The sequence below is a fragment of the Nocardia terpenica genome, from assembly GCF_013186535.1.
GTDB classification, from domain to species: Bacteria; Actinomycetota; Actinomycetes; order Mycobacteriales; family Mycobacteriaceae; genus Nocardia; species Nocardia terpenica.
The window spans coordinates 639,878-665,727 of the sequence record NZ_JABMCZ010000001.1 but is presented as its reverse complement, the minus strand read 5'-3'; the positions used below and the strand labels follow the sequence as shown (position 1 = coordinate 665,727).

At 64.8% G+C, this 25,850-nt stretch carries 27 protein-coding genes; 4 read left to right on the top strand and 23 right to left on the bottom strand.

Going from position 1 to position 25,850, the window contains the following annotated elements:
* Window positions 1-244: 244 nt before the first annotated feature.
* From istB to HPY32_RS02910, 9 genes are all read right to left on the bottom strand, one after another.
* Window positions 245-1,018, bottom strand: coding sequence for an IS21-like element helper ATPase IstB (gene istB / locus HPY32_RS02950; RefSeq protein ID WP_067582969.1), 774 nt, complete (start codon window positions 1,016-1,018; stop codon window positions 245-247).
* Window positions 1,015-2,487, bottom strand: a complete 1,473-nt coding sequence (istA, locus tag HPY32_RS02945; protein ID WP_067585657.1) for an IS21 family transposase — start codon at window positions 2,485-2,487, stop codon at window positions 1,015-1,017. The genes istB and istA overlap by 4 nt, the downstream gene beginning before the upstream one ends.
* A 143-nt stretch (window positions 2,488-2,630) precedes the next feature.
* Window positions 2,631-3,443 (bottom strand): hypothetical protein, encoded by an 813-nt coding sequence (locus HPY32_RS02940; RefSeq protein ID WP_067582966.1) that lies wholly within the window; start codon window positions 3,441-3,443, stop codon window positions 2,631-2,633.
* A gap of 53 nt (window positions 3,444-3,496) precedes the next feature.
* The gene (locus HPY32_RS02935) at window positions 3,497-4,117 is read right to left on the bottom strand and encodes a hypothetical protein (protein ID WP_067582963.1); all 621 of its coding nucleotides are present in this window, start codon (window positions 4,115-4,117) and stop codon (window positions 3,497-3,499) included.
* A 121-nt stretch (window positions 4,118-4,238) separates the two neighbouring features.
* Window positions 4,239-4,760, bottom strand: a complete 522-nt coding sequence (locus HPY32_RS02930; protein ID WP_067582960.1) for a hypothetical protein — start codon at window positions 4,758-4,760, stop codon at window positions 4,239-4,241.
* 14 nt (window positions 4,761-4,774) lie between these two features.
* Window positions 4,775-5,884, bottom strand: coding sequence for an AAA family ATPase (locus HPY32_RS02925; protein ID WP_156674192.1), 1,110 nt, complete (start codon window positions 5,882-5,884; stop codon window positions 4,775-4,777).
* Between the two features lie 57 nt (window positions 5,885-5,941).
* Window positions 5,942-6,442 (bottom strand): hypothetical protein, encoded by a 501-nt coding sequence (locus HPY32_RS02920; RefSeq protein WP_067582954.1) that lies wholly within the window; start codon window positions 6,440-6,442, stop codon window positions 5,942-5,944.
* Window positions 6,443-6,457: 15 nt separating this feature from the next.
* Window positions 6,458-6,970, bottom strand: a complete 513-nt coding sequence (locus tag HPY32_RS02915) for a DUF4913 domain-containing protein (protein WP_067582952.1) — start codon at window positions 6,968-6,970, stop codon at window positions 6,458-6,460.
* The gene (locus HPY32_RS02910) at window positions 6,967-8,754 is read right to left on the bottom strand and encodes a type IV secretory system conjugative DNA transfer family protein (protein ID WP_171982699.1); all 1,788 of its coding nucleotides are present in this window, start codon (window positions 8,752-8,754) and stop codon (window positions 6,967-6,969) included. Before HPY32_RS02910 ends, HPY32_RS02915 begins: the two co-directional genes overlap by 4 nt.
* Before the next feature lie 47 nt (window positions 8,755-8,801).
* On the opposite strand from HPY32_RS02910, the gene HPY32_RS02905 reads away from it, so the two are divergent.
* A complete protein-coding gene (locus tag HPY32_RS02905) occupies window positions 8,802-9,500 on the top strand; it encodes a hypothetical protein (RefSeq protein WP_156674191.1) in 699 nt (232 codons plus the stop codon).
* Between the two features lie 15 nt (window positions 9,501-9,515).
* On the opposite strand, the gene HPY32_RS02900 is transcribed toward HPY32_RS02905, so the two are convergent.
* The 14 genes from HPY32_RS02900 to HPY32_RS02835 all read right to left on the bottom strand — a co-directional run bounded on the left by HPY32_RS02900 (window position 9,516) and on the right by HPY32_RS02835 (window position 23,950).
* Window positions 9,516-10,631: a toprim domain-containing protein gene (locus HPY32_RS02900; RefSeq protein ID WP_156674190.1), complete on the bottom strand. Its 1,116-nt coding sequence runs from the start codon at window positions 10,629-10,631 to the stop codon at window positions 9,516-9,518.
* Window positions 10,632-10,769: 138 nt separating this feature from the next.
* Window positions 10,770-11,807, bottom strand: a complete 1,038-nt coding sequence (locus HPY32_RS02895) for a C40 family peptidase (protein WP_082870932.1) — start codon at window positions 11,805-11,807, stop codon at window positions 10,770-10,772.
* A gap of 64 nt (window positions 11,808-11,871) precedes the next feature.
* Window positions 11,872-13,428, bottom strand: a complete 1,557-nt coding sequence (locus HPY32_RS02890) for a putative type IV secretion/conjugal transfer ATPase (protein ID WP_216675870.1) — start codon at window positions 13,426-13,428, stop codon at window positions 11,872-11,874.
* 116 nt (window positions 13,429-13,544) lie between these two features.
* Window positions 13,545-15,008: an SCO6880 family protein gene (locus tag HPY32_RS02885; RefSeq protein ID WP_067582938.1), complete on the bottom strand. Its 1,464-nt coding sequence runs from the start codon at window positions 15,006-15,008 to the stop codon at window positions 13,545-13,547.
* Entirely contained in the window at window positions 15,005-16,429 is a 1,425-nt protein-coding gene (locus HPY32_RS02880) for a TrbL/VirB6 family protein (RefSeq protein ID WP_156674188.1), read from the bottom strand. The genes HPY32_RS02885 and HPY32_RS02880 overlap by 4 nt, the downstream gene beginning before the upstream one ends.
* Entirely contained in the window at window positions 16,426-17,172 is a 747-nt protein-coding gene (locus tag HPY32_RS02875) for a DUF8175 domain-containg protein (protein ID WP_156674187.1), read from the bottom strand. Before HPY32_RS02875 ends, HPY32_RS02880 begins: the two co-directional genes overlap by 4 nt.
* A 32-nt stretch (window positions 17,173-17,204) precedes the next feature.
* Window positions 17,205-17,846, bottom strand: coding sequence for a DUF8175 domain-containg protein (locus HPY32_RS02870; RefSeq protein ID WP_156674186.1), 642 nt, complete (start codon window positions 17,844-17,846; stop codon window positions 17,205-17,207).
* Window positions 17,847-17,856: 10 nt separating this feature from the next.
* Window positions 17,857-18,075: a hypothetical protein gene (locus HPY32_RS02865; RefSeq protein ID WP_156674185.1), complete on the bottom strand. Its 219-nt coding sequence runs from the start codon at window positions 18,073-18,075 to the stop codon at window positions 17,857-17,859.
* A gap of 8 nt (window positions 18,076-18,083) precedes the next feature.
* The gene (locus HPY32_RS02860; protein WP_067582923.1) at window positions 18,084-18,371 is read right to left on the bottom strand and encodes a hypothetical protein; all 288 of its coding nucleotides are present in this window, start codon (window positions 18,369-18,371) and stop codon (window positions 18,084-18,086) included.
* A gap of 11 nt (window positions 18,372-18,382) precedes the next feature.
* On the bottom strand, window positions 18,383-19,039 hold the full coding sequence (locus HPY32_RS02855) for a hypothetical protein (RefSeq protein ID WP_067582920.1): 657 nt from the start codon (window positions 19,037-19,039) through the stop codon (window positions 18,383-18,385).
* A gap of 3 nt (window positions 19,040-19,042) precedes the next feature.
* Window positions 19,043-20,437, bottom strand: a complete 1,395-nt coding sequence (locus HPY32_RS02850) for a cutinase family protein (RefSeq protein WP_171982698.1) — start codon at window positions 20,435-20,437, stop codon at window positions 19,043-19,045.
* A gap of 5 nt (window positions 20,438-20,442) precedes the next feature.
* Window positions 20,443-20,949, bottom strand: coding sequence for a hypothetical protein (locus HPY32_RS02845; protein ID WP_067582913.1), 507 nt, complete (start codon window positions 20,947-20,949; stop codon window positions 20,443-20,445).
* A gap of 326 nt (window positions 20,950-21,275) precedes the next feature.
* The gene (locus tag HPY32_RS02840; RefSeq protein WP_067582908.1) at window positions 21,276-22,520 is read right to left on the bottom strand and encodes a GAF domain-containing protein; all 1,245 of its coding nucleotides are present in this window, start codon (window positions 22,518-22,520) and stop codon (window positions 21,276-21,278) included.
* Between the two features lie 41 nt (window positions 22,521-22,561).
* Entirely contained in the window at window positions 22,562-23,950 is a 1,389-nt protein-coding gene (locus tag HPY32_RS02835; protein WP_067582905.1) for a cytochrome P450, read from the bottom strand.
* 216 nt (window positions 23,951-24,166) lie between these two features.
* Here HPY32_RS02835 and HPY32_RS02830 point away from each other — a divergent pair, with 216 nt between their 5' ends.
* From HPY32_RS02830 to HPY32_RS02820, 3 genes are all read left to right on the top strand, one after another.
* Window positions 24,167-24,508: a hypothetical protein gene (locus HPY32_RS02830; protein ID WP_067582902.1), complete on the top strand. Its 342-nt coding sequence runs from the start codon at window positions 24,167-24,169 to the stop codon at window positions 24,506-24,508.
* Between the two features lie 123 nt (window positions 24,509-24,631).
* Window positions 24,632-25,597, top strand: coding sequence for a GAF domain-containing protein (locus HPY32_RS02825; protein ID WP_156674183.1), 966 nt, complete (start codon window positions 24,632-24,634; stop codon window positions 25,595-25,597).
* Window positions 25,598-25,614: 17 nt separating this feature from the next.
* On the top strand, window positions 25,615-25,815 hold the full coding sequence (locus tag HPY32_RS02820; RefSeq protein WP_156674182.1) for a hypothetical protein: 201 nt from the start codon (window positions 25,615-25,617) through the stop codon (window positions 25,813-25,815).
* Window positions 25,816-25,850: the final 35 nt, after the last annotated feature.

Sequence of the window (25,850 nt, the reverse complement as noted above, 5' to 3'; positions counted from 1 at the left end):
GTGGTCCTGTTGGGGCGGGCGGTTGTCGGGGACTGTGGTGTGTGCCTTTCTGTTTCGAGGTTGTGGTGTGCGGTGTGCCGCCCCCCTCATCACCGTGTCACGGGTGTGGGACAGGCTCCCGTCGGGCTGCCTGGTCATTCTGTCAACGGACATTTGGACCTCCGGGCGGATGGACCTGACGGGTCCGGCTGGGCGGACGGCAGATCTCCGGGCTGATGGACATCAGGTCTCCGGCTGAATCAGGTCAGCTCAGCGGCGTCACCCCTTTGCCGGCGAGGGCTTCGGCGAGCCGGTGGGAATCGCCTTTTGTCTGGACCAGGTGCGCGTGGTGCAAAAGGCGATCCACTGCCGCGGTGGCCAAGGTTTTGGGCATGATGGTGTCGAATCCGGACGGATGAATATTGCTGGTCACGGCGATGGAACGCCTCTCATATGCGGCATCTATCACGCGGTAGAACGCTTCGGCGGCGTCCTGGCCGACCGGCAGCATGCCGATGTCGTCACACACGATCAGATCGCAGGAACAGATCCGGGCGACCGCGCGGGCGATCGACCCGTCGACCTTGGCCTTGCCGATCGTGACAGCGAGGGATTCCAGAGTGAACCACGAGACCCGCAGATCTTTCTCGATCGCCGAGTGGGCCAGCGCCTCGACGAAGTGGCTCTTGCCCGTGCCGGAGGCTCCGGCCACCACCAAATTCTCATGTCGCCCAACCCATTCCAGTGTCGCGAGCGCGTTCTGCGTGGGTTCGGGGATGGTGGATTCCTCCGGCAGCCACGACGAAAACGTCTTTCCCGTAGGGAAATTCGCGCGCTTGCGGCGCTGCCGGCGGGTGGCGGAATTGCGGCCGGTGACTTCCTCGTTGAGCAGCACCCGCACCACCTCGGCGGGATCCCAGCGCTGCGCTCGGGCGGTGGCCAGCACATCGGGTGCGGCCTTGCGCAGATAGGGCAGTCGCATCCGACGGCAGATCGCGTCGAGCTCGTCGGGCAGGGCGGGGGCTTTCGGGTGACTCATGCGCCGAACCTCCCCCAACCGGCGGTTCCCGGTTGCACCGAGTGTGTTTCGTCGGCGCGCACCACGTCCTCGACGGCCGGGAACTTCGCCAGATGGTCGAGGATCGCGGCGAGGTCGCCGTCATCGAAGCGGCCGGCCATCGCGGCGACACCGAGGGCTTCCTCGACCGCGTCGGGCCCGGTGATCGCGGCCAGCTCCAGCGCCCGGGTCATTTTCGCCCGGATCCGCGACACCCCGGAAGCCGAGGCTTCGGTCAGCCAGCGGCGGGCTCCTTCACCGAGGTCGAGGAACGCGATCTCGGTGGCAGTGCGGGGCCGCAGTTTCCGCACCCGCGGCAGATCCCCGCCGGCATGATGCGGATAGTGCTCGTCGAGGATGCGCGGATGCCCCGGCGTCGACAACTCGTGGCGGGCGATCTCGGCCAGCCCCACCGAGTTCCGGCCGGTGACCACCAGCTCCTCTCCGGCGACCCGGCACCACACCTTCTCGCCTTGATGCCCGTCGGGGGTCGAATACCGCACCGATCCCCACCGGATCGTCTGATCGTCACCGACCAGGCGTTCCTCACCGAGCGCAATCGCATGCGGAGCAGCCGGCAACACATGCAGATGCGCTCGCTCGATCCCCAGCCGGGCGATCGGCGCGACGCCGGTCTCGCGATGCGGGCGAGCGTTGACCCGCTCACACCACGCCCAGCACGCATCGGCCAGCTCGGCGAACGACGCATATTCCGGCAGCAGATTCGCCGTGGTCGGCACCAGATCGGCCTTCGCGATCTTCACCGTGTGCTCCGCGCCGCCCTTGGATTCCGGATCGAAGGGCTCACATGTTTCCACTTTGCAGCCGTAATGGCGTCCGGCCGCGACGATTTCGGGATGCCGCACCGGCAGCCCCGCGATCCGATCCACCGTCACGGTTCTCGGGTTGTCGGTGAGCAAATACGTTGGGGCGCCACCGATCCGGCGCAATGTCACATCCACGCCAAGCACCAGCGACCCCAGGGTCTGGTCCCACGACGGGATCACCACCCGATACCGCGACCACGCCAGCCACGCGCAGAACAACTGCGTCCGGCGCCCTTTCACGCGCGGGCCCTCGCCCCAGTCGAACTGCAACCACATCCCCGGCTCGGGCAGCCAGGGCCTGTATTTTCTGCGGTGGCCTGCCTTCCACGCCGCCTTCGCCCGCGCGACCGCGCGCCGCGTCGACCTGTCGGTGCCGGTGAATCCCATCGCCCGCAACCGCTCATGCACCACATCGGCGCGGACCTTGCCCTGGGACTTGTCCACCCACTCCTCGATCTTGCCCACGAACGGATCGATCGAACGGACCCTCCGCGGTTTCACCCGCGGATCGCGGCCCTCGTCGCGGATCGCGACATAGCGGGCCACCGTTTTCTCATCGACACCGGCCAGCTGCGCGGCCGAGTGCGCGCAGCGGGTCAGGTCGAACGCTTCCAGAATCTCCATGATCTCCCTGTCGGACTTGGTCAACGGGATCCCTTCGACGCAGGTGACGAGCGATCACACGCAAGCCAACCCGCCCGAAAGATCCCGTTTCGCATTTACTCAGGCGTGTCCCGGAGATTCAGATGTCCGCCCATCCGGAGAAATCATGTCCGCCAGCCCGGAGCCACCTGTCCGCCCACCCGGATTATCCGGTGTCCGCTGGCAGCCTTCGCGTCGGCGCGCTCGTCGTCCCATCCAATGGCCTGGCGGGCGAAGACTTCCGGAATCGCACCCCATCCCGACCATGTCGCGAGAACGGCCTGTTCGTCCGGCGTCGCGAAACGATCCTCGGAATCGATGGCGTCGAGTAGGCGAATGACGTCGAGGTTGGCGCGGGCGCGGTCCTTCGGATCGTCCGGTACGAGGACTGCCGTGCCGGGCACGAAATCGACCGGTTCCGGCAAGCCGGCATCGGATTCGCCGTCGGCCGGCGCTTCGATATCTGTGCCAGCCGCCGTTTCCCGCACGACGGCATCGATCTGCCCGGCCTCGGAAGGCTGGTTGCGGTCGATGGTGGTGTCGGCGGCGTCGCCGGTCAGGGACCGGATTTCGGCGATCCGTCGTGTCAGCCGCTCTCGGAGCGCGTCAGCGTAGGGTGACTGCGCTGCGGACGCATCGAGCCAGGCTTCCAGATCGAAGCTCAGACTCTCGACCTGCTCGTCATCGAGTCCGGCATCGACGATGATCTGCTCGATCCGCTGCGCCGCACTGAATTCTGTTGTCTCACGGCCGGACTGTTCCGCGTCCGCGTTTTGTGGGGCTGGCTTCCTGCGCGGATCGGGTCGCGTGCCGGTTCGGTCGGCTACGGGCGCGGAGGGCTGCTGGGCTGATCGATTCTGCTGGTCACCAAGTTGTGCGGTGGCGCGCAGCTCCGCTGGAGTGGGCGGCAGCGGCGTGGCACCGGGATTCGCTGCCATCGGGTCGATCGGCTGTGCGCCGAAGTCGTCGAGCAGCGAGAGTTGGTTGGGATCTAGCGCGTTTCGACGAGAGCGCCGGGGCCGTCGAGCGGCTGGCCGTCCAGCCGCATCCCGGCTTCCAGCCGGTTGATGAACGACAACATGGCCGGGTCGTGCCGTACGTCCGGCAGCGGCTGGTTGTCCTCCCTCATCGTCTGCAACAGGTGCTCCGCCATCACCCGCACCAGCGTCGACCGATTCGGCAGCAGCCGATCGGCCAGCGCGTCGAGGTCGGCGTCCGGTTCCGGTGTCCGTTGATCCGGGAACCTCCACCGATCCGGCGAGCTGCTCACCATCCGCCTTGCCGGTTCGACCGGCAGATCGTCGCGGCTGTCTTCGGGCTCGGGCACCTTCTCGTACAGCGCCTCGCTCAACACTTCCTCGGTCACCTGCGCTCGGCCCGTGTTGATCAGCGCCACCAATGTCATGTAGTCCGGCTCCTGACCGGGATGCTCCAGCTTCCAGCGCGCTACCGCCGGACCCTGCGCCGTTCCCATCCGCTGCTCGATTTCCCCACAGATCGAGGCCGTCTGCTGATCCAGAAAGCTGTCGATCTGCGTCGGGCTCCACTCCGTCGGAAGCCCGATGTGCTCGCGCCAGGTCGTCTCGACTATCTGGCGAATCTGATGTGACATTCTGGTCCTCCTCGATTACCGACATCCAGGATGCCGGCAAGTCAAACAGATCTATTTGCCCCTCGCCGGGGTGTCGCGAATTCGATGCCATCGTATCTCTTTTCCCAGTTCAGGGTCGATTTCACAGGTCCAAGGCGCTGTCCGCGCCGGAGCCTGCGGTCGTGTTGTCCACCACGCCGGAAGGCCGACCGATCGGACCTGGGCTGGCAGGTCGTGGAGTCGCCTTGGCGATCAGGTCCGACGCTGACGCGGGGCCGATCCGGGCCTCGGCACGATCTGCGTCCGGCGAAGACTGCGCGATGTGGAAGACCTGGTTGACGAGGTCGTAGGCCACAACCTCGGTGACCCCTTGAAGGTCGCCGCGGGTGTACTCATCGGCGGTGTCGACCAGCCGGAGAATGTGATCGGACACCTCCATGCCCAGCCGACGCATCCGCTGCGAACGCGGCAATTCGAACGGCTTCCGCCCGTCGGAAGTCCACGCCGACGGCGCGATTCCGCCGTCGCTGAGCCATTCGTCCAGCTCGGATACTCGGTCAACAAGCATGCCGAGATGCATTTGGATGCCCTTGTCGTTCAAGAAATCCGCGCGGAGGCGATACACGATTTCTCGTATGTGGCGCAGAGTTTCGTCGGGGTCCATCACAATCCCCTTCGTCAGATGTCGAGGCCGTCACCAGCCGACGGTGCGGAGACGACATGTTGGTGTTCGGCCGTGGTTTGGGTGGACGCCGTCGGTTTGGGCTGAGGCGTAACGAAATTCGGGTGAGCCGCGCCGATCAGATCGGCTGTGGCCTTGTCCGATTCGGCTGTCTCGGCCGGGGTTTCGTCAGCAGGTAGCGCCGAGTCTGTCGACAGGGTCTCGGTCTCGCCGACAACCGGGTTCTCCGGCGCAGCAGGATCAGGTTTGACCTGGTCGGTAGATGGCTGTTGGCGCTCGGGCGGCTTCTGCTGCTGCTCGGACGGAGCCTGGTTTGCGGTCGGTCGCACCAGCTGGTCGAGGCGCGCGGTTAGCTCCGCCACCGTCTGGGCCAATTGGTCCTTTTCTGTGCGCAGCGTTTGGACGGTTGCTTCGAGTTCGCCGATTTGAGCCTGTTGTTGAGTGTGGGTGTCGCGGCTGAGCCACACCCCGTGGTCGTGCAAGCCGAGAGCGCGCGAAAGGTCCAGTGTTTCAGCCGCTTCCGGTCCGGCGAGGCGTTGGGCTTGTTCGCGGCGCTCGCGATGTACCTGTTCCCAGGCTTCGGCCATGCGTCGCTGCTTGTCGCTGAGCTGTCCTGCACGCCACTGTGCGAGCTTTGCCTGGACGCGGGCGCGCAGCGCCTGGAGCCCGGTGGGCGGGTGCGGAGTGAACACGGGCAGCGCGGGGGTGCTCGGCGCGTGGTGGGCCACCGAGAGCGCCGCGACTGCCTGCCCTCGGTCCTCGGTGGTCAACCGGGGTTCGGCGTTGATGGCCTGCTCGATCGCCAATCGCTGCTTGCCGAGCTGTTGTTGCCGGGTGAACCAGGTGTCGTGCGTCTCAGCGCACCTTGGTCGGTAGCCGACGAGCATGTTGTGCTGGTGGTCGCGGACCGCGGCCTCGATTTTCGTTCGGGCGCTCTGGTATTCAACCGCTTTGCGGCGATTGTCCTCGCGGACAGCCAAATTGATCTGTCTGCGAACGTCATCCGGCATACTGCCGGCGTCTGGGTCTCTGGATCGCCAGGTGTCGATGATGGAGTAAAGGAGTTCTGCGAACTCGGTCGCGGTGTCCGATGTTGACTGTGTCATTTCACGTCCTCGCATGAATCACGTTGATTTACTGACTGATTCGGCTCGTCCACGGCGCTAGAGGTCGAGGTCGTTGCCCGCACTACCCGACACGGCAGCTGGAGGGAGGGCGCGGGCGGTGTCCACACGCACCGGATCGGGCCTGCTGGTGCCGTTCGGGTGGGCGACGTCGATGAGGTAACTCGCCGCCACGTCCAAGCGCGTCCGCGCTTGGACTAGCTCGACTGCGAGCTGTTGGTCCTCCGGAGCAACGACTTGGTGACCGTTGGGATCGGCGAGAAGCTGGGCCTGATAGATGCTGCGGGCTTGGATGTCAGTGGTGACGTCCGGCATGGTCCGCCCGTTGGCCAGGAGGGTCGTGTATCGACGCATCATGTTGGGCTTGGCGACCCAGTCCGCCACGGCTGTACCCAGATACTGCCAGTGCTCGGCGAGCGGCCCGTCCAGCCAGGCTGACGCGAGGTCTTCTGCTTCCCGGTACAACTGTTCCACTCGTTCGTGCTTGTGCCAGTACTGGGCGAATGCCTCGCGCATGAGGGCTTCGTCGCTGCGATCCATGGACTTGTCCTTCGGCTAGAGGTCGAGACCGTCGTCGAGGTCGTCGATGATGTTGGTGCTGGGTCGGCCGCCGGCTGGCGATGACCCGTTGCCGGTTGCGGTCTTGGTGCGTGATCGGGCCGGCTGTGGCGACAGCTCTTGTGCGGGCGGTTTGGGGAAGTAGCCGGGCGGTACTGCTTCGACCGGGAGGGTCGCGACCTGGTCATGGCGTTGGGGTGTGCAGCGCCACATCGGGCCGTTGGCGGCGTCGGTAAGCACGCGCATCGTCGGGTCCGCGTGCATCAGCCACCAGCCGTTCATGGCCGAACCGTCCGGGGTGATCCGGGCGGCTTCCCACGCCTGCCACAGCGCCGCCATCCGCACCGCGACCTCCCGGTGCCGCCACCACTGGGCACACCAGGTGTAGGTGCCTTCCCGATTTCCGGAAGCGAGCCTCCGCGCGTACTGGGGAAAGAACCAGTCCTCGGCCCAGTCGACGAACCAGGGGTACGCCAAGGCGGGTGTCTCCTGCTCGGGACTTGCGCTCATGCTGCTTGCCCTCCTGAGTACAGTTCGAGCGACCGGCGGATGACCGGCGCGAATTTGGTGTCCGTCCAGAAGGTCTTGCGGCACAAGGTGGGCTTATTGCCAGGAATGCGGATGACGGCGCGGTTTTTTTCCAGCGCAGCCAGATCAGCGACTTCCATGATGGGTTCGCTGCGCCACGACCGGGTATAGCCGGTGCCGCCGCGGCCGGTGTTGACCTGGGTGTCGGCGACTTCGTGGTTGCCGACGAGATCGACCCAGCGACGTAGGTAGTTGGTGTCGCCGATGCCGCCGCCGTAGCACTCGATGCTCTGCGCGAACATCTTGTACAGCCCGTGTTCGCCCCACAGCTCCAAGCCCTGTTCCAGGACTTGCAAGAAGGTCATGAGGATGACGCCGTGCCCGCCGGCGTAGGTGTAGTAGTTCGGCAGTTCGCCGAGCTTGCAGCAGTTCGCCGCTTCATCGAGCACAGCCAGCAAGGGCAGCCGCAACCTGCCGTTCGGACGCTGCCGTGCCGATTTGAGGGCAGCCTCGATGATCTGACCTACAAGGGCCGTCATGATCGGCGCGGCGCTGTCTGGGCCTTCCATCGACAGGGCGTAGAGGCTGTCGGTGGAGTCCACGAACGCCCGCGGATCGAACTCCGGAAGATCGTGGTTGACGTGGTCATCCGCCTCGCTGGACAGTTGTATGCCCGTCTGCTCGTCGCCGGAGACAGAGATGATCCGGCGGCGCGGAGGGATGACGACTTGGGCGTAAGTTTCGTCGGTCAGATTGCCGAGAAACCTTCTAGCCATGTCGAATACGCCGTCACGCTGGCGTGAGGTCAGGCTCTGCTTCTCGGTGATCAGCCGAGCGGCGTTGTGGTGGTTATGCAGATGCAGGATGAGCAGCGGGGTTTCGTCCTGGTCGCGACCTAGCCACTCAGCAGTGTGCAACAGGTCGCCCTCCGCGCACGCGGCGGCGAGGATGTAGGTGGACAGCAAATCCATTGCGGCACCGTCGAAGTAGGCGTCCTTGCGGTCTCCTGCCTCGCGGCTGGCAGAGATGAAGAACGACGCGAGCTTTCGCGCGTCGGCCAGTGAGTCGACGTATCGCAGCGGGTTCCACCAGAACTCGGCTCTCCTGGTGCCGGTCACGCCCTGCAAGTCGCACAGCCACACTTTGCCGACCTGCTCACGCCCGTAGCGGGTATGGCTGTAAAGGTCGGGCTTGTTGGACGTGGCCAGCAAAGCTCCCGGTGCGCCGAGTGCGGCGGGAATCGCCCAGGCCATCGTCTTGCCGGTCCGTGTGCCGGAGACGAATGTCGCGGGCATTTCCCAGTTCAGCTCGACGGCGTCCCCGCCCTGGACAGGATCACCGAGTGGTACGCCGGGGAACTTCTCAGCGACATCCAGCGCGTCGGGCATCAGCCGCTGGGCCATTTCGGCGACATCCTTGTGGGTGGCACCGGTCAGTGTGCGCACCGGCTGCATCGTGCGGGCGGCATAGTCGAGTCGCCCCTTCCTCGGCCGTGCCCGCCGCATGCGGACCGCGCAGACAGCCGTCGACCCCACCATCGCGACCAGGATGAGGCTCGATTGCCATGGCCAGGGTTGGGTTCCTGCGGCAATCTTGATGAGCGCGGCGGGGGGATTCTTTGTCAGCGGCGCTCCGGCACACAAGCATCCGAGCGCCAAGGCGGTCCACACGAGTAGGCCGGCCAACATCACCCCGCAACCGATCAACAGTACGGTTACTTCGTCTCCGACGCCGGACTTGTTGATACGACGGGTTTCTCGGGTCACTCTCATGGTTCTGATCTCCGATCGTGTGCCGGCTACAGTTGAGCGACGTGCTCGAGGTCCAGCGCCTGGGTACTCGCGGCCGGGACCTGATGGGAGACGGAGATCGGTCCGACAGGCTGGTCAGACGGGTGAGCGATGTCGATGAGCCGGGCAGCTTCGGCACCGTCGTCCACTCCGGTAGCCCGGCCAATGGAATTCGCCGATGCCGGCGTATGCGGTTCAGCAAGGTCGAATGCCATCTCCACGTGATCGACAGCAAGCTGCTGCTCGTCGGATACGTCGAAATAGTCGATGGGCTCGCCGGCGAATTCATCTGCGAGCGCGCGAGCGTTTTCTGGGTCGATCCCGGCTTCTCGGAGTCGAGCTGCCCAGGCGTCGGCCAATGCCGGGTCCGTGTCGCGGTACGCTTCGGCCGCAGCCCACCGTGCTCGCAGCTCACCAGCCTTTTGATCGCGTTCGACCGCAGCAAGTTCGGCAGCGATCTGGTCGTTGCCCTGTTTGGCTGCCAGTTGGCGCTGAAGGACTGTGGTGCGCAATTGGGTTTCGAAGACGCGGAGGCGATGCTCGCGTTCACGGCGGTCCTCGTCTCGCTGGCGTCCGGTCCGTTGGCGGTGGCGGTCGACGGCCAAACGCGCCGCTCGCAGGGTGTGGGCAGCGGAGCGTGTCAATTGCTGTGTGATTTCATCGATTTCAGTCATCTGACCTCCATGTCCGAGACGTGTTGGCTGACGTTGTCCTGCGGATGACGGCATGTGGCGCGTTCACGGCGCAATCCCGTCGTCGCGGCGGCTGATGGAGTCCGACAGGTATCCGGTCAGCGCATGCGGCCCTACGTGGTCTGCTGATGAGCCGGAATACTGTTGAGGCGCAGGTGAGCCCACGGATGCGATGAGCCGCGCCGCCTCGGGGTCGCTATCCATCCGCGCTTCGTCGTCGGAGGCGTCGAGCCGCAGGTCGACCAAGTCCGCGACGTCGGAGTCGGTATAGCCGAGCTGGCTCACCGGGTCGAAATCTTCGAGACCGTGACCTGCGTCGATGTGGTCGCTGAAGTCCTTCCCATCGCGCGCCTCGACAATCACCAGCTCGCGCACCAGAGGGAGTACCAGCTTGCGGACTGCGCGGGCGTGTGCGTAACCGGCCCGGTCGCGGTCAGCCACGATGACGACACGGCGCGCACCGGCCAGTTGTTGGGCGTGGGTAGGGGTGAACGATCCGGCACCCAGCGCGTTGCAGGTCGCGGCGAGCCCGAGGCCGGCGGCACGGTTGGCGTCCTTCTCGCCTTCGCAGATCCAGATGGTTTGTCCCTCGTGGATTGCCGCGGCGATCTGAGGCAGCCGGTACAGGATCGGCTCGAACGCTCCCAGCGGCCAGGTATCGGTTGCCGGGTCGTATCGGCGCAGGTAAAAACCCTTCGAGACGCCGTGCTCATGTTCGGTCCGAGTCCGGATTACTCGCCCGACGCGCTGTCCGTGGATGTCGCGGTAAACGTATTGAGCGACTTCTTCCGGCCAGCCGATCTGCTTGCCGAGACCGCGCTTCTTGCGGGGCAGGGGAGTCGCTGCGCGCGTCCGCTGTGATGCTCCCTGCCGGAGTGTCGGCACATGCCTTGGCGAACCGATGGCTTGCCGGTCGAACAGGTCACCGACGGTCAGTCCCAGACTGTCGAGGATCAGACCGTCGGGGCATCCGGCGAAACAGCGAAGCACGGTGCGGTGCTGGTCGGCGTCGTACTTGATGCCTGCGCTGGCTTGGTTGTCGTCGTGAGTCGGGCATAGGAAGGTGGTCCAGGCACCCTCGCTCGCCGGTTGTCCGCTTACGGCGAGCAACGCTTGATGTATCAGCTCAAATGAGGTTCCCGATTCTGTGGAGGCGGTCATCGAGATCCGCCTCGCCGGTTGGGACGGCCCCCTGCGGCGGCAATTTCGGCGCGACAGTAATCGAAGCCATGAGTTATGTTGTGCAACAAGCTGATTGCTCCTCTGGTCACGTGCAGGTTCTGACGAACGTTTTGGTGTTCAGCCGTATCTGCGGTAGGTGACAGGTCCGCCGAATCCGGCGACTGGCTCTTGCCGGACTTTCTCGCCCGATTGCGGGGCGTCGACCATCAGCCCTTTTCCGAGGTAGACCCCGACGTGGTGGGCGGTTGCGGTGCCACCGAAGAACACGAGGTCTCCTGGTTGGGCGGATGCTGGATCGATGGGCGTACCGCCCGCCGACTGGGCTTCGCTGGTTCGAGCGATGGCCTTCCTGGTGGCCTGAAACACCGACCATTGCGTCAATCCAGAACAGTCCCAGCCGATTTTGAGGTAGTCGCCGAATCGGTCTGCTGGGCCGTAGTCGTGCTTGCCTTGGGTCGGGCCGGTGATGTCGCCGCCTCCCCAGGCGTAGGTGACGCCGATTTGGGACGCCGCCGCGGCTGCGATCCTGCGGCCGATCGCCGATGACCCGAACGCGGCACACGCGGCCATGTCGTTCACCGGGGCCAGAGCCGGTGCGATTCGAGTGACGATCTGGGAGGCAGCGGCCTCGTATCGGGCGTAGTCGGCCGCGCCGTTGAGGTTGCGTTGAACAGTGGCCGCAGCCGTGGCAACTGGCATCGCTTGCCAGTCAGGGACTTTCAACAGGGCGTCATAGAACTTGTCGCTGGCCACGGCGGGGTTCATCAGGTCCGGGATGGAGCCCCACCACGGTTGTTGTTGGAACACGCCGACACTGGCGTGATCGTGGCCCATTCCGTCGTTGGGCAGCGACATTGATTCGGGCACACTGGGATTGGCCAGATTGAGCAGGTTCGACTCGTCCTGTCCGACCGCGACAGCGATTACCAGCGCCTTGGACGGGAGCTTGCGGAGTTGACCGCGCCCGATGATGATTGCAGCGATTTGTTGCTGTCGTGGTGTGAGCCGGTCCAATCCCGTGACGACGCTGGCCGGTTGAGGTGTTGAACTGGTGCAGCCGCCATCGAAATCCGCGCCGAAAACAACGAATAGCGTGATGACAATGAGTAGTGGTATTGTCAGCGCAGCAGCGAGTAAGGCTTTTGAGTTGTCCATGACATCACCTGCCTGTCAAGACGCAACGAAGGATAACGCCCCAGAACGGGTTTCCGCGTTTTCTCTATGCGGCGGAATTGATTCCGTCAAACCTCTTATTGGTGTTGTGGATTCCGCTGGCCCGTTCGGTGGGCGTGAATGTCATGCGGAACGGAATTCCGGGCGAATTGTCTTCACCGGTCTTCAGTAGGAAACATCCTGCGCCTGCGGGTGTTTCGAGCCCGCCGCCGCTGCTTCTGTTGGTGTTGTCTGTTGGTGGGCGCGGCGCGGCCCACGAATTAACGAGTAGTTTTTCGGTCACCGTGAATGACATGACCGCGCGAAGTCGTTCGACTTCGTCGGGGCCGACCGGCCCGATAACCTTGGCGCGTGCGCGTTCCAGAAAGCCGAGCGCCTTGTTCACCGAGGCTTGGGAGTCGAATGCGCCGAGGTCTTTGATCGTGTGGGAGCACATGATCAGCGATGTGGCCAAGGTTCGATTCAGCCGGGTGAGGCTATCGACTCTGTCCACCATGAAATCGCCCACACCGAGAACTCGCCAAATCTCGTCCATGACAACATGAAAGATCCGCTTGGGGGCCAATCCCGCATCCGCGAGGGTGTGCGCCGCGTGTATCGCGCCGAACCCGTCGGACCAACACACCAGCAAGACCGCCGCCAGCAGCTTTGTGTCACCCTCGGGGATGTGCGACACATCGATGCAGACGGCAGGGCTACCCGGATCGAGAACCACTGAGGTGTGGCCGTTGAAAATCTCGCCGAATGGCCCTTCCACCAATGCGCGTAGCGACCGGCGCAGCGGCTTGGTGGCAGTGCGGTAGGACTCGACGGTGTCCTCTTCGGCGAACTGCATCATCTGCTCGCCGCTGTCGGAAACGACCGCCAACAGATCCTCCAGCAACGGTGGGCGTGCCGGGGTGAATCCGCCAGGGCCGTACAGGTGCCGCAGCGCGGCGGCGAGCAGCGTTTCCTCGTAATCTGCGACGCGCCCGCCGCGCACCAATTCGATGAGCGCTGCGACAACAGTTACCTGACCGGCAAGAACTCGCGACGCCACCTGACGCCTCATCGCAGGATCAGGCAGGCGATCCACAATGGCACCGAGGGCACCGACCGCAAGCGGATTCAGCTTGCCGTGACCGTAGCCCAGATCGATCACCTGACCGCCCAGGGTCTCGACAAGGTCGCGGTAGTCGGGTTTGGTATCGCCCAGACACATCACCGTGTCCCCTTCGGCTACGGCACCTGTGACCAGCCGACGGAGCAACGAGGACTTGCCAAATCCATTGAGCGCCAACACAAACATGCTCGGTGCGGTGATGTGGCCGGCTCGGAACCATGACATCGGATCGAAATGCACCGGCTCACCGGTCACCCAGTGGTGTCCGATCGGCGTGCCGACGGCCGGTGCTGCCGCGCCGACTGCCCACGGCCACAACCCAGCCACCTGGGTGGTTGTAGAACGCCATTCCGGCATTGCCGGCACCACGGAGGCGCGTCCACCACCGAGTCCTCGGTAGCCACGATCGGTCAACTTGGCCAATGTCCTGTCGAATCCGTCTCGGCCGGTGTCTGTTTCGCGACGTTCTGCCGTCTCGTGGCGGGCGTCGTCCTGCCACAACCGATACCGTGCCCGCAGCCGTCGCAGACCTCGCCCAGTCGCTGCTGCTTCGGCAGCGGACCGCGCAGCGGGACTCATCACTCGTATCCCGGCAATCCGGGCCGTCCGTGCCTGCTTCACGCCGTCACCCGCTTGGAAATCGAAGCGTGCTCGGGCAACACCAAGCCGATGCCCAAGCTCGCGGCGAACGCGGACGCCTGGTAGCCGTAACAGCGGCGCACGCCGAGCCGGGACGCAGCCGCCATCGCCTGTACCGTCGCCTCGATGCCCGGCATGTCCGCATCGAGCCGATCGGTCACCGTGATCAACACGCCGAAGCGGGTCAGGCCGGCTCCGCGTGCCTGTTCCTGACGGGCGGCTTGAGTATTGGCGACCCTGATGGAAGCAGCAGCCGATGCGATGCCGCGCTCGGTCTGCTCGGCCGCGAGCGCATCCCGATAGTCGGAGTCGACCATCTTCGCGCCCTCGCCCGCCGCGTGGAGTCGATACACGATCGCCACCCGCTTGCGCGGAACGTCCGGGCGGGGCCGCAGCAACTCCTCCAACCCGGTCTCCAGCACCGTGCCGCGCGGAGCGGCATCCATCTCCCACGTCACCGACCGGGCAGCATCGTGAACGTAGTGGTCCCAGCTGTCCAGATGCGAGATCGGACCGGCGTTGTCCCAGCTCTGAGTCGAGGTGATGTCGTCGCCCGCGGCCTCCACGTCCCATTGGGCGGCGAGGTCGTAGCGAGACCTCACGAGCCCGATGACCTCCGCCGCAGTCATCGGCACGGCGGGCAAGCCGGCGTTGTGCAGATGTGCGAGCACACCTTGCATCCGTTGTCCGATTTCCTTCGCCTGCTCGGCCCGGTCGCGGCGAGACTTAGCCTGACCGATTGCCCTATAGGTCAACGCGATCCGGGCTTCGATCCGCACCCCGGTCCCGGCGCTGCTGCCCGCTTCGCTCATCACGGCCCGCGCGAACGCCGGAGCATCGGGACGCACCAGCCGCTCGACCTCACGGCGTTGGGCCAGCCGTGTTTCCACCACATGCTCAAGTACAGCGGTGACTGCCACGACCTCGTCACGGCCCTGCGTGGCCAGGAACCGGCCATACCCCTCGACCCAGGTGTCGATTTGGGCCTGGTCGACCAGCTCCTTGCCGCGCGGACGCACCCGCAGCACCACTGTGTAGTGATCGGTGCGGGCCAGGTGCAGCATCGCGAATCGGCGACCACCAGGGGTCTCGTACTCAACCATCGTCGAGTCGGCCATCAACCCCGGCAACCGCGATGTCCCTGGAATCATCGAGAACCGTCCCGCCCGATACACGTGCTCACCGCGGCGACGGGCCAACAGGAACTGCGCGCGCAGGACCGCTGTCTCCCAGCCTGTTCGGCCGTTGCGGACAACGGCCAACGGAACGAACACGATCACTGCCGCAACAAGCAGCGCGCCTGCCACCAGCAACGATCGGGTGAACATGAAGCCGAGCATGATGGCGACCACCAAGCCCATGCCCATCATCGACACACCCCAGGTCAAGCCGAAAAGTCCTGCACTGCGGGGCTTTTCCCACCGTCCGTACATTCGGTTCATCGCCGCACCTCATGTGGTTCGAGATTCCGCCCGTTGTTGCCCCCCGCGCCCGCGTCGGCTTCACCGCCGACCTGTGCACCGACTCTCTGCGCGGCGCTGCCGAGTTCCTGGGCTGCCATGACCGCAGCCGCAGGACCAGCCGCCGCCGCTCCCGCCGCAGCGGTACCAGCGCCGCCCGACGTGGCACCGCCTTGAGCCGCTTGACCGGCTCCACCAGCACCGCCGCCACCGCTCCCGCCGGCAGCCGAGGAGCCGCCGTCGCCGCTAGCGATGCTGGGGGTCATGGCCCTGCCTCCACCGGAGGACGAGGAGCCGCCGGAGTCCGCGGAACTGTCGGCACCGCCGGACTGGCTACCCCCGCCCGACTCGCCGCTTGCGGCCTTGCCTCCGGACGCTGCGGCCATGCCGACCGCGCCACCCAGCATTGCCGCCGCCGCGACGCCGCCGCCCCCGGAGCCCATCGTCGAGATTGCGGGTGCGATCATCCGCATCAACGCTGGCAATACGAGTCCCACCAGCGCGAGCAGAATTAGTCCGAGTAACCGCTGCTGACCGGATGCGTCCGGGGCTCCGGCTGCTTCGAACGCGATCAGATACACGATCGCCCCGACCGGCTTGAACAACGCGAAGGCGATTGCCCAGGCGATGAGCTTCTTGTACGCCTGAGATCCCGGTCCGGTTCCTGCCGCGGCAGCAGCGATCGGGATCGCGCCGACGACGACGATCAGCAGTGCCTGTCGAACGACGAGCAATGCCAGTTGCAGGAGCGCACCGATGAACCCGATCAGGCACAGGATGAACATGGCAGCAGTGCCTAGCGGATCAAATGTCGCGTGGCCCATCATGAGCGACAAGGTGGCAGTGGCCTGGCCGTGCGTGGCGTCGCTAATCACCCAGTCGGAGAACGCATCACCCGCCTTCGTGGCGGCCGTGATGACAGCAGCGAACATCCATGAGGCGAACACGGCGCGAGCGAACGCCATGAACGACTCCTGCACCTCCCCGGCCAACGCGCCACGACGGGCGAGCGCCAACCGGGCAGCGGTGAACATGATCGCGGCAGTCATCAACAACACCTGCAAGCCGGTGGTGTGATCACGCACGCTCTGCAACGCCGACATCTGCGTCAAATCGGGCGAGGGCAGCCGCACCCACCACGACATGCTCCATTCCAAAAGTCGACCGAACCCACCCGCCATGGAGTCGGCGATCGAGTGGAACCCGGACGCCGCTGCGTCGTGAATCGCGTCTCCACCTGCCTGTAAAGCCATATTCGCGGCAGTACAGGCAGGTCCGACCACCGGTAAGTAGCCGCATGCGTCGAGGATCGGGTCCGCATCGCAGGCACCGGCTCCGGCGACCGCGATCCCGCCTGCCAAGCACCCGGTTGTGGCGACGCGAGCGAATAGCCGCTTGCTCATTTCCATACTCCGAATCCGGTCAGCGAATCCAATGGCTGTGACGCCCAGAGGTCATCGGGGTTTTCGGGGGTGCGGACTTTCCAGTCGCCGTTCGTCCACACCATCGGCCAGGTTGAGCAACCCCAGCCGTCCTTGCCGCGAATCGCGATCTGCACAACGGCGAAGTCGGGTCGGTAACCTGGCATCACACGGATACCGTCCGGAACCACAACGTATTTCGCCATATCGGGTGTCGTGGCATGGCTGCGCCCGAAGCGAGACGCGAGTGCCTGCCCACCATCCACATACCGCTGCGCGATCACCTGCTGCCACACGCCATCAGGCGCAGCCAACGCCCGGCCCAGTGCGTCATACGCGGCCAGCCCCGCACCTTGGGGCGTGTCGGCATAGCCCGAGGCAATCCCACCATCGATCCGGGACGGCCCGTCGCTACGTGACACGCCCAGCGCGGCTCCACCCCAGCCGCGCTGCCACACCATGCCGGACGGTGTGATTGACAGGTAGTCGGGTGCGTGCGGGTCGGGGCGTCGACCTGCGTCCTGGGCAAGGGCCGCGCCGGCTTCGTTCCCGGCAGGGTCGAGCCGATTGCCGAACAGGTCCATGCTCGGCAGGCCATTGGCCGATCTGCCGGTCGACGGCATGCTCGGCATGGGTATCGACACTGAAGGACTTCGGTCGTGGTGGCCGTGATCCTGGCGATGGCTGACCACCAACAGGGCGATCAGGATGAGCGTGAGAGCCACGCCGACCCATGTAGCCGTTCGTCGTATGGGTGTCATCGGCCCGCCCCGGCGCTGGCTTGCGGCAGGGCGACCATGTCTCCCGGCGTAGTGGACACCGCCGCGACCAGCGGCTTGTCCGGTGTGGCGGGCAGTTCCAGCAGCCAGTTGTCGTCACGCCAGGTCACGGTTGTGCTGGTGCGAGTGATCGAACGATCGGCCTGGCGGGCGTAGATGTCGACGCTGGCCTTGGTCGCGGTGTAGCTGGTGATCGTGTAGCCGAGCACACGCGGAGCGATGGCAGGGTCGACAGGTTCGGTAATGGTGATCTGCCACCGCGCCGTGGCCCATCGGTCACGGCCAGGGCCGGGTGCCAGCAACTTCTGGCCCACGTCCGCCCTTTGGGTGTCATCGGCGACCGCGACTCTGATACTGGACTCGATGGCGGCCAACGCTGCCCCCGTCGGCGACAGGTCGTAGCCGGACGCCACCGGGCCGTCGAAATGCTTCGGTCCTTGGTCGCCCTCTGGAACCGGCACACCCTGGAACACGGTCCAGCGCAGGTGCGAGGGGGCTGCATACAGGTCCGGTCGTGAGCTGGAGGCTTGGTGGGTAGACGACCCGCAGCCCGCCAGCATGCTTACGCTTGCGGCGGTTGCCAACAGGCCCGCAATGATTCGGATTCGTGAACGGAGCATTGATTCCTCCTCAGACAGGTGCGTAGAGAGCGGCGGCGATCAGACCGGCGGAGCCGACAATGATGCCGCCCAACAGCGCGCCGACGAGGCCCTCGATGCTCTCGTCGCGATGAGACCGCACCACCAGAAGCGCTGCGGCCAAGATGATTCGGCCCGTGCAGATCAGCAAGACGAGCCAGCCCAGCCACCCCAACAGTTGCAACAAGGGGGCGGTTACCGAGTCCGGCATTCGCGTCATCAGGCCACGACGGCATTCATGATCGCGCCGGCTGAGGTGATCAAGATGCCGCCGACCAGCGCACCCAGCACAATTTTCGGGCTCTCCATTGCGCCGCCGTGCCAGCGTTCCCACGCGAATTTGCCACCGGCAAAGATGATTCCGGCCACGCCAGCGGTCATGGCGGCCCACGACAGCCATCCGACGATGCGCAGCAACTGGTTAGAACCGGGAGGAGCGGTCGGGGTCACATTGATGGTGTCGGCGAGATAAGCGACGGTCGACTGTGCGGCAAAGAGAAGCGACATAGGTGATCCCTTCAGAGTTGGTGCAGAACGCCGGTTTTCTGCAAACCGGCGATGGAGTCCGTAATTTGGGCGGCGATGCGACCGACCTCGCGGGGGGCTGTGACGGTCAGAGCGCTGCGTCGACGTGGCGAGTGACTCGCCGATTGCGGTTCGCAGGAGGCGATTTCGCGGCGTTCGAGCGCCAGCAGTTCGTCGTGCCAGCCGATCCGGTAGACCGCGCCCGCGACCAATGGGGCGAGGATGTCGCGGTAGCGGCGCACCGGGTCGGGAACGCGGCCCGGTCGTGCCGCGCTGAGCACCAGGCCGAGCACCATCACACCGCTCGGTGCGAGTTGGGAGTGCCACTCCCGCAGTCGGGTCGCCGCCGCGACGAGTCCCGGCATGCACTCGCGTGCCGCAAGCACCACGAACTGAGTGGTGTCGGGATTGCCCGGCCACCGGCCACTGGTATCGGCGGCCGTGGACCACCATCGGGTCAGGGTTGACGCTGCCGCGCCGCCATGCGCCGCCATCACTGCCCATTCCGGCGGTGAATCGGCGTCGCACGACAGCGGAACGTCGCATACCAGGGCGCGGTGCGCCTCGGGCGGCACGATCACCAGGTTCGGACTTTGGGTTCCCAGAGCCAGGTTGTCCCCGGCGAATTCAGCAGGGTTCGCGAGTATCACTGCTCACCTCGTTCCCTGGTGAGCGGCAAGGTCGCGAGCGGCAGCGGCGAACCAGTTCGCAGCCACGATCACAGGTGCCTGTCCCGTCGGCGATGCCGAAACGGAGGCATATCCTTGATGTTTGGCGATGGTGTCGCTGTAGCGGACCAGCGTGGCGACATTGAATAGGTCGCGGTTGTCGGTGATGTTGTCCTGAAGCGCAGTGAACGCCTCATTGACCAAACGCGATTGGGCCGCAGGCGGAACCAATTCCATCGTCGCCGAAGCGATCTTGGTTCCCAGCGTCATGGCCGCGGCCACCGGGTTTGCGAGACCGACCGTTGCCAGTTCCGCGATGGTCTCAGGTGTGAAGACCTTGGTCACGACCGTTTTCACGGCGTTGAACCCGATGGTCCCGACCTTGATCAGCGCCGACAGCGCGTCGTTGATCGACGGTAGCGGTGTTCGCGGGTCCGACGCCTCCGCCAACCGCTGGGAGATCGTCTTCTGTGGCTCGTAGCTGAGTTCGTCCAGGCTGGTGCCCTGAATGTCCTCGTTGATCACCGGCACCGCTGTTTTGAACGAGGTCGTCGCCAGCGCCTGTGCGACCGTGGAAATCGCTGCGATGGGGTCCTGCGGATTCAGTTCCGACTGTCCTGCGATATTGGTTATCAGGTGCGCAATTGGGGCGTGCTCCGGTGCGTCGCAGGCCAGGTCGCCAGGCGTACAAATATCGGCCACTCGTCCGGCTAGCGAGCCGTAGCCCTGATCCACATCGGCCAGCGGCGCGATTCCAGAGCCGCCCAGCCCCGGATCGGTAACTGTGATCCGGGCAACCTCGCTGCCACTGGTGCCAGGCACCGGCTCGGGTGACCTGGTGCCGGGACGGCCGGGAAAGACCGGCGCTTGCGGTGGCCGCGCGGGGTCGGCAAGCAATGCGACGCCGGCGACTCGCTCGGCCGGGATCGGTCCGGTGCCCGCGCCGACACGTTTGGCCCACATCGACATCGCGTGTGCGCCCTGCGAATAGCCGGCCCCGGCGAACATGGTCGACGGACAGCGCTTGGCCAGGTCCGTTACGGCGCGATCCATCCCAGCCACCGCTTGATCGACCGACTGCACATACGGCATCGGGCCGCCGGCCGTCGCACCACCGAAACTTGCCGGATAGTCCACGTAGGTCCGGTCGATCAGACCCGGTGCTGCGGCCATCATCGGCCGGAACATCATGCCGAGCATCCCGGTGTCAGTTTTCGGATTCGCGTCCGGCGACGACTCACCAGTGCCTTGAATCCCGAAAACCTCAAGGGCAGGACATGACTGGGCAGCGCCAGGAGCTGGTGCGGCAAGCGCTGCACCACCCGCGGACACAACGACTGCTGACGCCAGGACCGGAACCAGGAGGGTGCGAATCACCATGTGCATCACCAGCCCTCGCCGAGGCAGCCGCGGCAGAGCGAATCGCGGCACCACCAGTGGTGCTGGATGAAGTCGTAGCCCTTGACGACCCTCTTCCGGTCGTCGTCGCACAGCAGACGCTCGCGGGATTCGGCGAGCTGGCGGTTCTGCTGGCCCTGCTTGAGTTTGAGGCGGCGAAGGACGCCGGTCTTGTGATACTCGACCCACTCATCGACGACCGACGCCTCCAAGACGAGGCGATTGCCGTCCTTGCGGGCGAGTCGGTACAGCTCGTGGCCTATTGAGCGGAGTTGGCGGATCGATTTGGGGGAATGCCCTGTGCGGGCGCTGATTTCGTTGACATCGAGTAGGGAATCGACGGCAGTGGCCGTTCGGCTCGTGTTCATGGCGCACTCCAGTCCGCCTCGCTGCAACCGCTGCGGATTGGCGGCAGGAACATGGCCTGCTGACGCGCGATTGTCGAGTGCCGGATAGGGTGGACGGCCGAAGGCCCGGCCGTCCGTGTGAATCACTCCGCGCTGCAACAGCGTTCGGAGCGACGATCGAACTCCTCACCTCTGGAGGAGTGCCACCATCAGGACTTAGCAGCCCTGGATGAGTCGCCCAGACACGCCGGGACAACTCCATGTGTTGGAAATGCGCATCAACCCCGGAATGGGGTCGAGCCTTCGGGGTGGAGACCGCGCCCCGGATGATGACCGATGGTCACCGTTTCAATAGCCGATGTCAATTATAACTCAGACGCGCAAGCCCTCAGCTAATCCTGCGTCGGAATCGATGGGTCATCGGGCACTGACCAGCGGAAATTGCTATCAACCGCCTGCTTCGTTGGAGCGCATCAGTCACCTTCCCCGTCCCCCGACTGGGTGTCGGAATCTGGCGGTTGCTGGGTCTGCGACCAGTGCTGTCCGACTGTCGGAGATACGGCGGGCCAGCGGGCAAGGTGCCGTCGCATCTGCTCGTCGTAGCCGACCTCGCCAGGTTGCACGGCGACCGGGTGGAAGGGGATGTGGGAGCGTTCGTCGTCGGCTTGGAGGAACTGGCCGATCATCATGCCCTTGCCGATATAGCCGGGGTAGGGAGACAACAACATCCGAGTAAGGGCGTAGCCGCCGTCAGCCGTGAGCGTCCGGACCGTGACTTCGGCGGAGCTACCGACTTCGAGCTCCGCGTTGAGCATGTTGAGCTTTGCTCGGTCTTCGGGATGGAAAACGTCGGCGGGCTTCTTCAGGAAGGTCCATCTGATCCATGGCGCGGGCTCGGTGAGCCAGTAGCTGATAGTCGCCGGGTACGCGATCATGACGACGGCCGCATAGGTGCCCGCCTGGCGGTGAATCGCGCGGTACCCGATCGACTCAAGTGTCGGATGGCTGGGCGGGTGTTTCGGGCTGGTGATGTCCTCCCACATCCACCATGCGCCCTTGCACTCCTCGTCGTCGCGAGCGCGGATCGTGACCTGCCACAGCATCAGGGTGCCGTTCATGTGGGGCACCGTGACCTGCCACTGAAGTCGATCGCCGGGGCGAGGGTTGTAGACCAGCTTGAGCACCTGGTCGTGTCCATCGAACTGCGATGCCCGGTCGAAGATGCCCGCCAGGGAGACCTCGGGAAAGTACTCGTCGTCAGGGACGCCGGATAACCGTTGCGATTCGATCGGCTGACAGATCACCTGCTTGCCCAAGTCCCACACGACCCCAGCAGCACGACGTGGCTCCGGATGCGACCGCGGCATGCTCTCGGGGCCGAACCAGAACTGGACCGCATGGACGCCCATGTTCGGCCCTGGCACCGGCAACGCGACCAGCCGGTAATGCACGTGGCCGATTCGGACGGGTTTGTCGCTACTGTCGAACTCGGTGCCCGTTCGCCGGACTTCGTCGATGGCGTGACGGACCTTCCGCTTGACCATCTTGCTGTAGCTCGCCGGAATGGCCTGGTTCTTGAGCAGCCGATCTACACTCCGGTCGAGTGGTGTGAAGGGGCGGGGGTCGCCACCCACCGAGACGACCGCGGGCTCAATGGCCGGATCGAGCGTTTCGACCATGATCCATGGAATCTTGTCCGACGTTGGCACAGTGTCCACGGGTCACCTCCGTTGGCGACTCCCACCTGGCGTGATAGGCGTCAGGTGGTACGACGTTCCAGTGTGGCATGCAAGCTTTCGGGCTTGATGGTCAACTGCTCATGCACGGTCAGTGTGTAGTCAGGGTCGGAAACAAAATTATACCGCCGGGTCGCTAAAGCGAGGGTGAGCACGGCTTCGTGGAGTGCGAACTGACGGCCGATGCAGGCGCGCGGGCCGGTGCCGAAGGGCCGGTATGGGCCTTTGTCGCGGCCTGGCAGAAACCGGTCGGGGTCGAATCGGAGGGGATCGGGCCAGTCCTCGTTGGTCTGCAGGCCGAGGGTGAGAACGAAGATCGGCTCGCCTTTGCGTATCGGCCATTGACCGCCAATTTCGGTGTCCTCGCGGGCGGCGCGGAAGTAGCCGGGGGCGCTGGGCCACAGGCGCAGTGTCTCGTCGACGACGCACCGGGTGTACCGCAGCTTCGCGACCTGGTCAAACGCGATGGGCGAGTCCCCGCAGACCTCCAGCACTTCCGCGCGCACTCGCTCAGCGATCTGCGGCTGCTGCATGAGGAAATACAGGGCGAATCCGAGCGTGCCCGCGGTCGTCTCCTGCCCAGCAAGCAGGAACGAGACGACCTGGTAGGCGATGTTTTCTTCGGGGAGCCTTTCTCCGGTGGCTGGGTCCTCGTTAGTCAGCATCAGGTCGAGCAGGTCTTTCGGTCCTTGCCGGGGTTCGGAGGCACGCTGGCGGGCGAGCTGGAGACCGTACTCATGCAGGGCAACCAGGTCGTCCTTGTACTGTTGGCCGTGCTGACGTTCGAGCCGGACGCGGGCCATCGGCGTGGAATTCGACGACGTGGAGATCCACCACATGGCCCTGTTGAGCTGTGTCAGAAACGGGTGCAGATCGGAGTCCGCGCCGTGATCGAACGCGCGGAACGAGGTCGAGAACCCAGCTCGGCCGATCAGCTCAAAGGTCAAGCTGTTGAGGTCTTGAGTGAGATTCACACGAGGCCGTGCCCCAGCCTTGTCCCAATACTCAAACATTGATTCGATGGACGAAACCATCGCGTCGTGGTAAATCGCCATCGCGGGCTTGACGAAACCGGGGGTCAGTATCCGGTGAGCGATCCCCCAAATCGACTCGGAGTTGTACGCCATGAACAGCGCGTCGCCGGTCACCTCACGCAGCTTCTCCAGCGGCGCGGCCACATGCTTCTCGAACCGGCTTTCATCCCAAAGTTCTTCTGCAAGTTCGGTTCCGGTGACCACAAGCAGCCGGTATTCGGTGCCGAACATCAGCTCGTAAATCGGTCCGAGTTCGCGGGCGAGTTCCGCCTCGCTCTGCGTCGGACGCGACGAGTCCACGGCTTTGACGTCACCCAGCATGGGGTGCCGGTCTTTGGGGTGAGGGAAGGCGACAGCAGGGCTTGAGGCACCGGTCATGGCGACCAGTCTGCCCTATGCCCAGAAAATTTTCGGCAAATCGATGTTGCGTCGGTCACAGTGAAGCGTTACCCTGTGACTTGCCGACCTAATGGTCTGGTTTCTCCGGGGACTTGTATTAGCCCCGATGACCCCGCTCCGGCGGGCAGCCGCACTCCGGCGGTAACCGGAGTCCGCGCCTGTTCCTCGCCGGGCTGTTGTCCCCGGAGGTTCATCATGAATCCGCTGGAGTACTCGCCGTTCGGCGAACAGCAAATCGCCATGGCCCTGCTGGCGCATGCCGCACGCGATGACGGCGACGCCATCGCAGCCATGCTCGACATACTCGCCGAGCCGAACAACCCGCTGGATCTGTTGTCCATCATCACGGACATCTTCGACGAGTGCCGCTGCGCTATGCCCGTGCTCGCCGAGCCATTCGACACCCAGGATTCGCTGTCGATCATCAGCACCATCCTCGACGAGTGCCGCTGCACGATGCGCGAATGCGGTGACGACCTTGCTCAGCGATTCTCCGCCGAGGCGGTCGCGCTCGCCTCGCAGGCAGCGGCCTTCTGAAAGGGGAAAATCATGACTGCCCCCGCCAGAAACACCCACCGAAGCCCACGTTCCAACGCTGCGTCGCGTCGGCACCGGGATCGCCAGTCCCAGAGGCACCGGGACGCCGCGAAGGAGGGCTGGGTGCTATTCGAGACTATGACCAGTGCAGGGCCGTCTGTCATTCTCGAAGACGGGCATATCCGACAATTTAGTCGTTCCAGCAGAACCCGGATCGCTGGATGCGCCAACGTCGCGTCGCAACTCGATGCGGTGTTAAGCCAGGTAGTCGGGTCCGGGCAGCCTGCCGAGATACCAGTACGGCTGGCCTCGGGTCTGTGGCTACGAATTGTGGCCGTGCCGGTGATCGGCCCAGCCGCCCAGGTCTACGCCGTGCAACTCTGGGTTGGTCGTGCCGACGCAGAGGTTCCACCGCGGCTGCCGATCGGCGTGCTGTCTCTCGACCCGCGCACCGGTATTGCGCAAGGATGCGAGATCAGCCAGCAGACGGACAATCCGGAAGTTACTGGCAAGAGCGTACTTCCGTATCTGCTAGGTCAACTGGACGGCTGTGCCGATCGGGCGGGCCTGCTTGAACTGATGTCGGCACCGGCCGGCCAGCAATGGATCGGGAGCGCGACAAGCGTCGGTCCGGAACGTCGCCATCTCTGCGTCGCCGCGCGATCCTGCCCATCACCCGAGGGACCGCTGGTGCGTGTAATTGTCTGCGACATTACCGAGATCGAACCACCGACTCCGAGGGCTCTCGACATCGGCGTATGGCGCACGATGCCAGTGTCACCGGGACACGGAGCTGGCCTCGTCGATCTACGGTCCGGCCTTGTGCATGAATGGATCGTGCCGGGACCTCCGCCGTTGGATCGGTGGATAACCGAAGTCCCACAGACCCATCCCGAGGACACCGCCAAACTTCAACGCTGCCGTGACGCCCTGATCGGCGGAGCCGTGACCGAACAGTGTTTGTTCCGAATGCGATTCAGCGACACCGAATCCTGGATTCGTGTACGGGCGAGCTGGACCGCCGTGCCCTGTGACGGAGCACCACAAGCCGTACTCGACGTCACCCGCACAAGTCTGGGTAACAGCTAGACGAAGGAGGAAATCTCGTGAAGGACATGTACACACACCCCAGCAAGCCAGTTCTCGTAATGCGGATCGCGCTAATGCTGGGCATTGGTGTGCTCGGAGCACTCGGTGCTATCGTGGCCGCCGCGTTTTCCAACCCGTTGGTCCTGCTTGTTGGTGTCGGGCTGACCGCGACCGGAGTGTTCGGCCCCTTCGCGGAGGTTCGCCGATTCCGTCAATGACGGAGCACCGCAAACCTGCTCAAGGTAAGAACTAA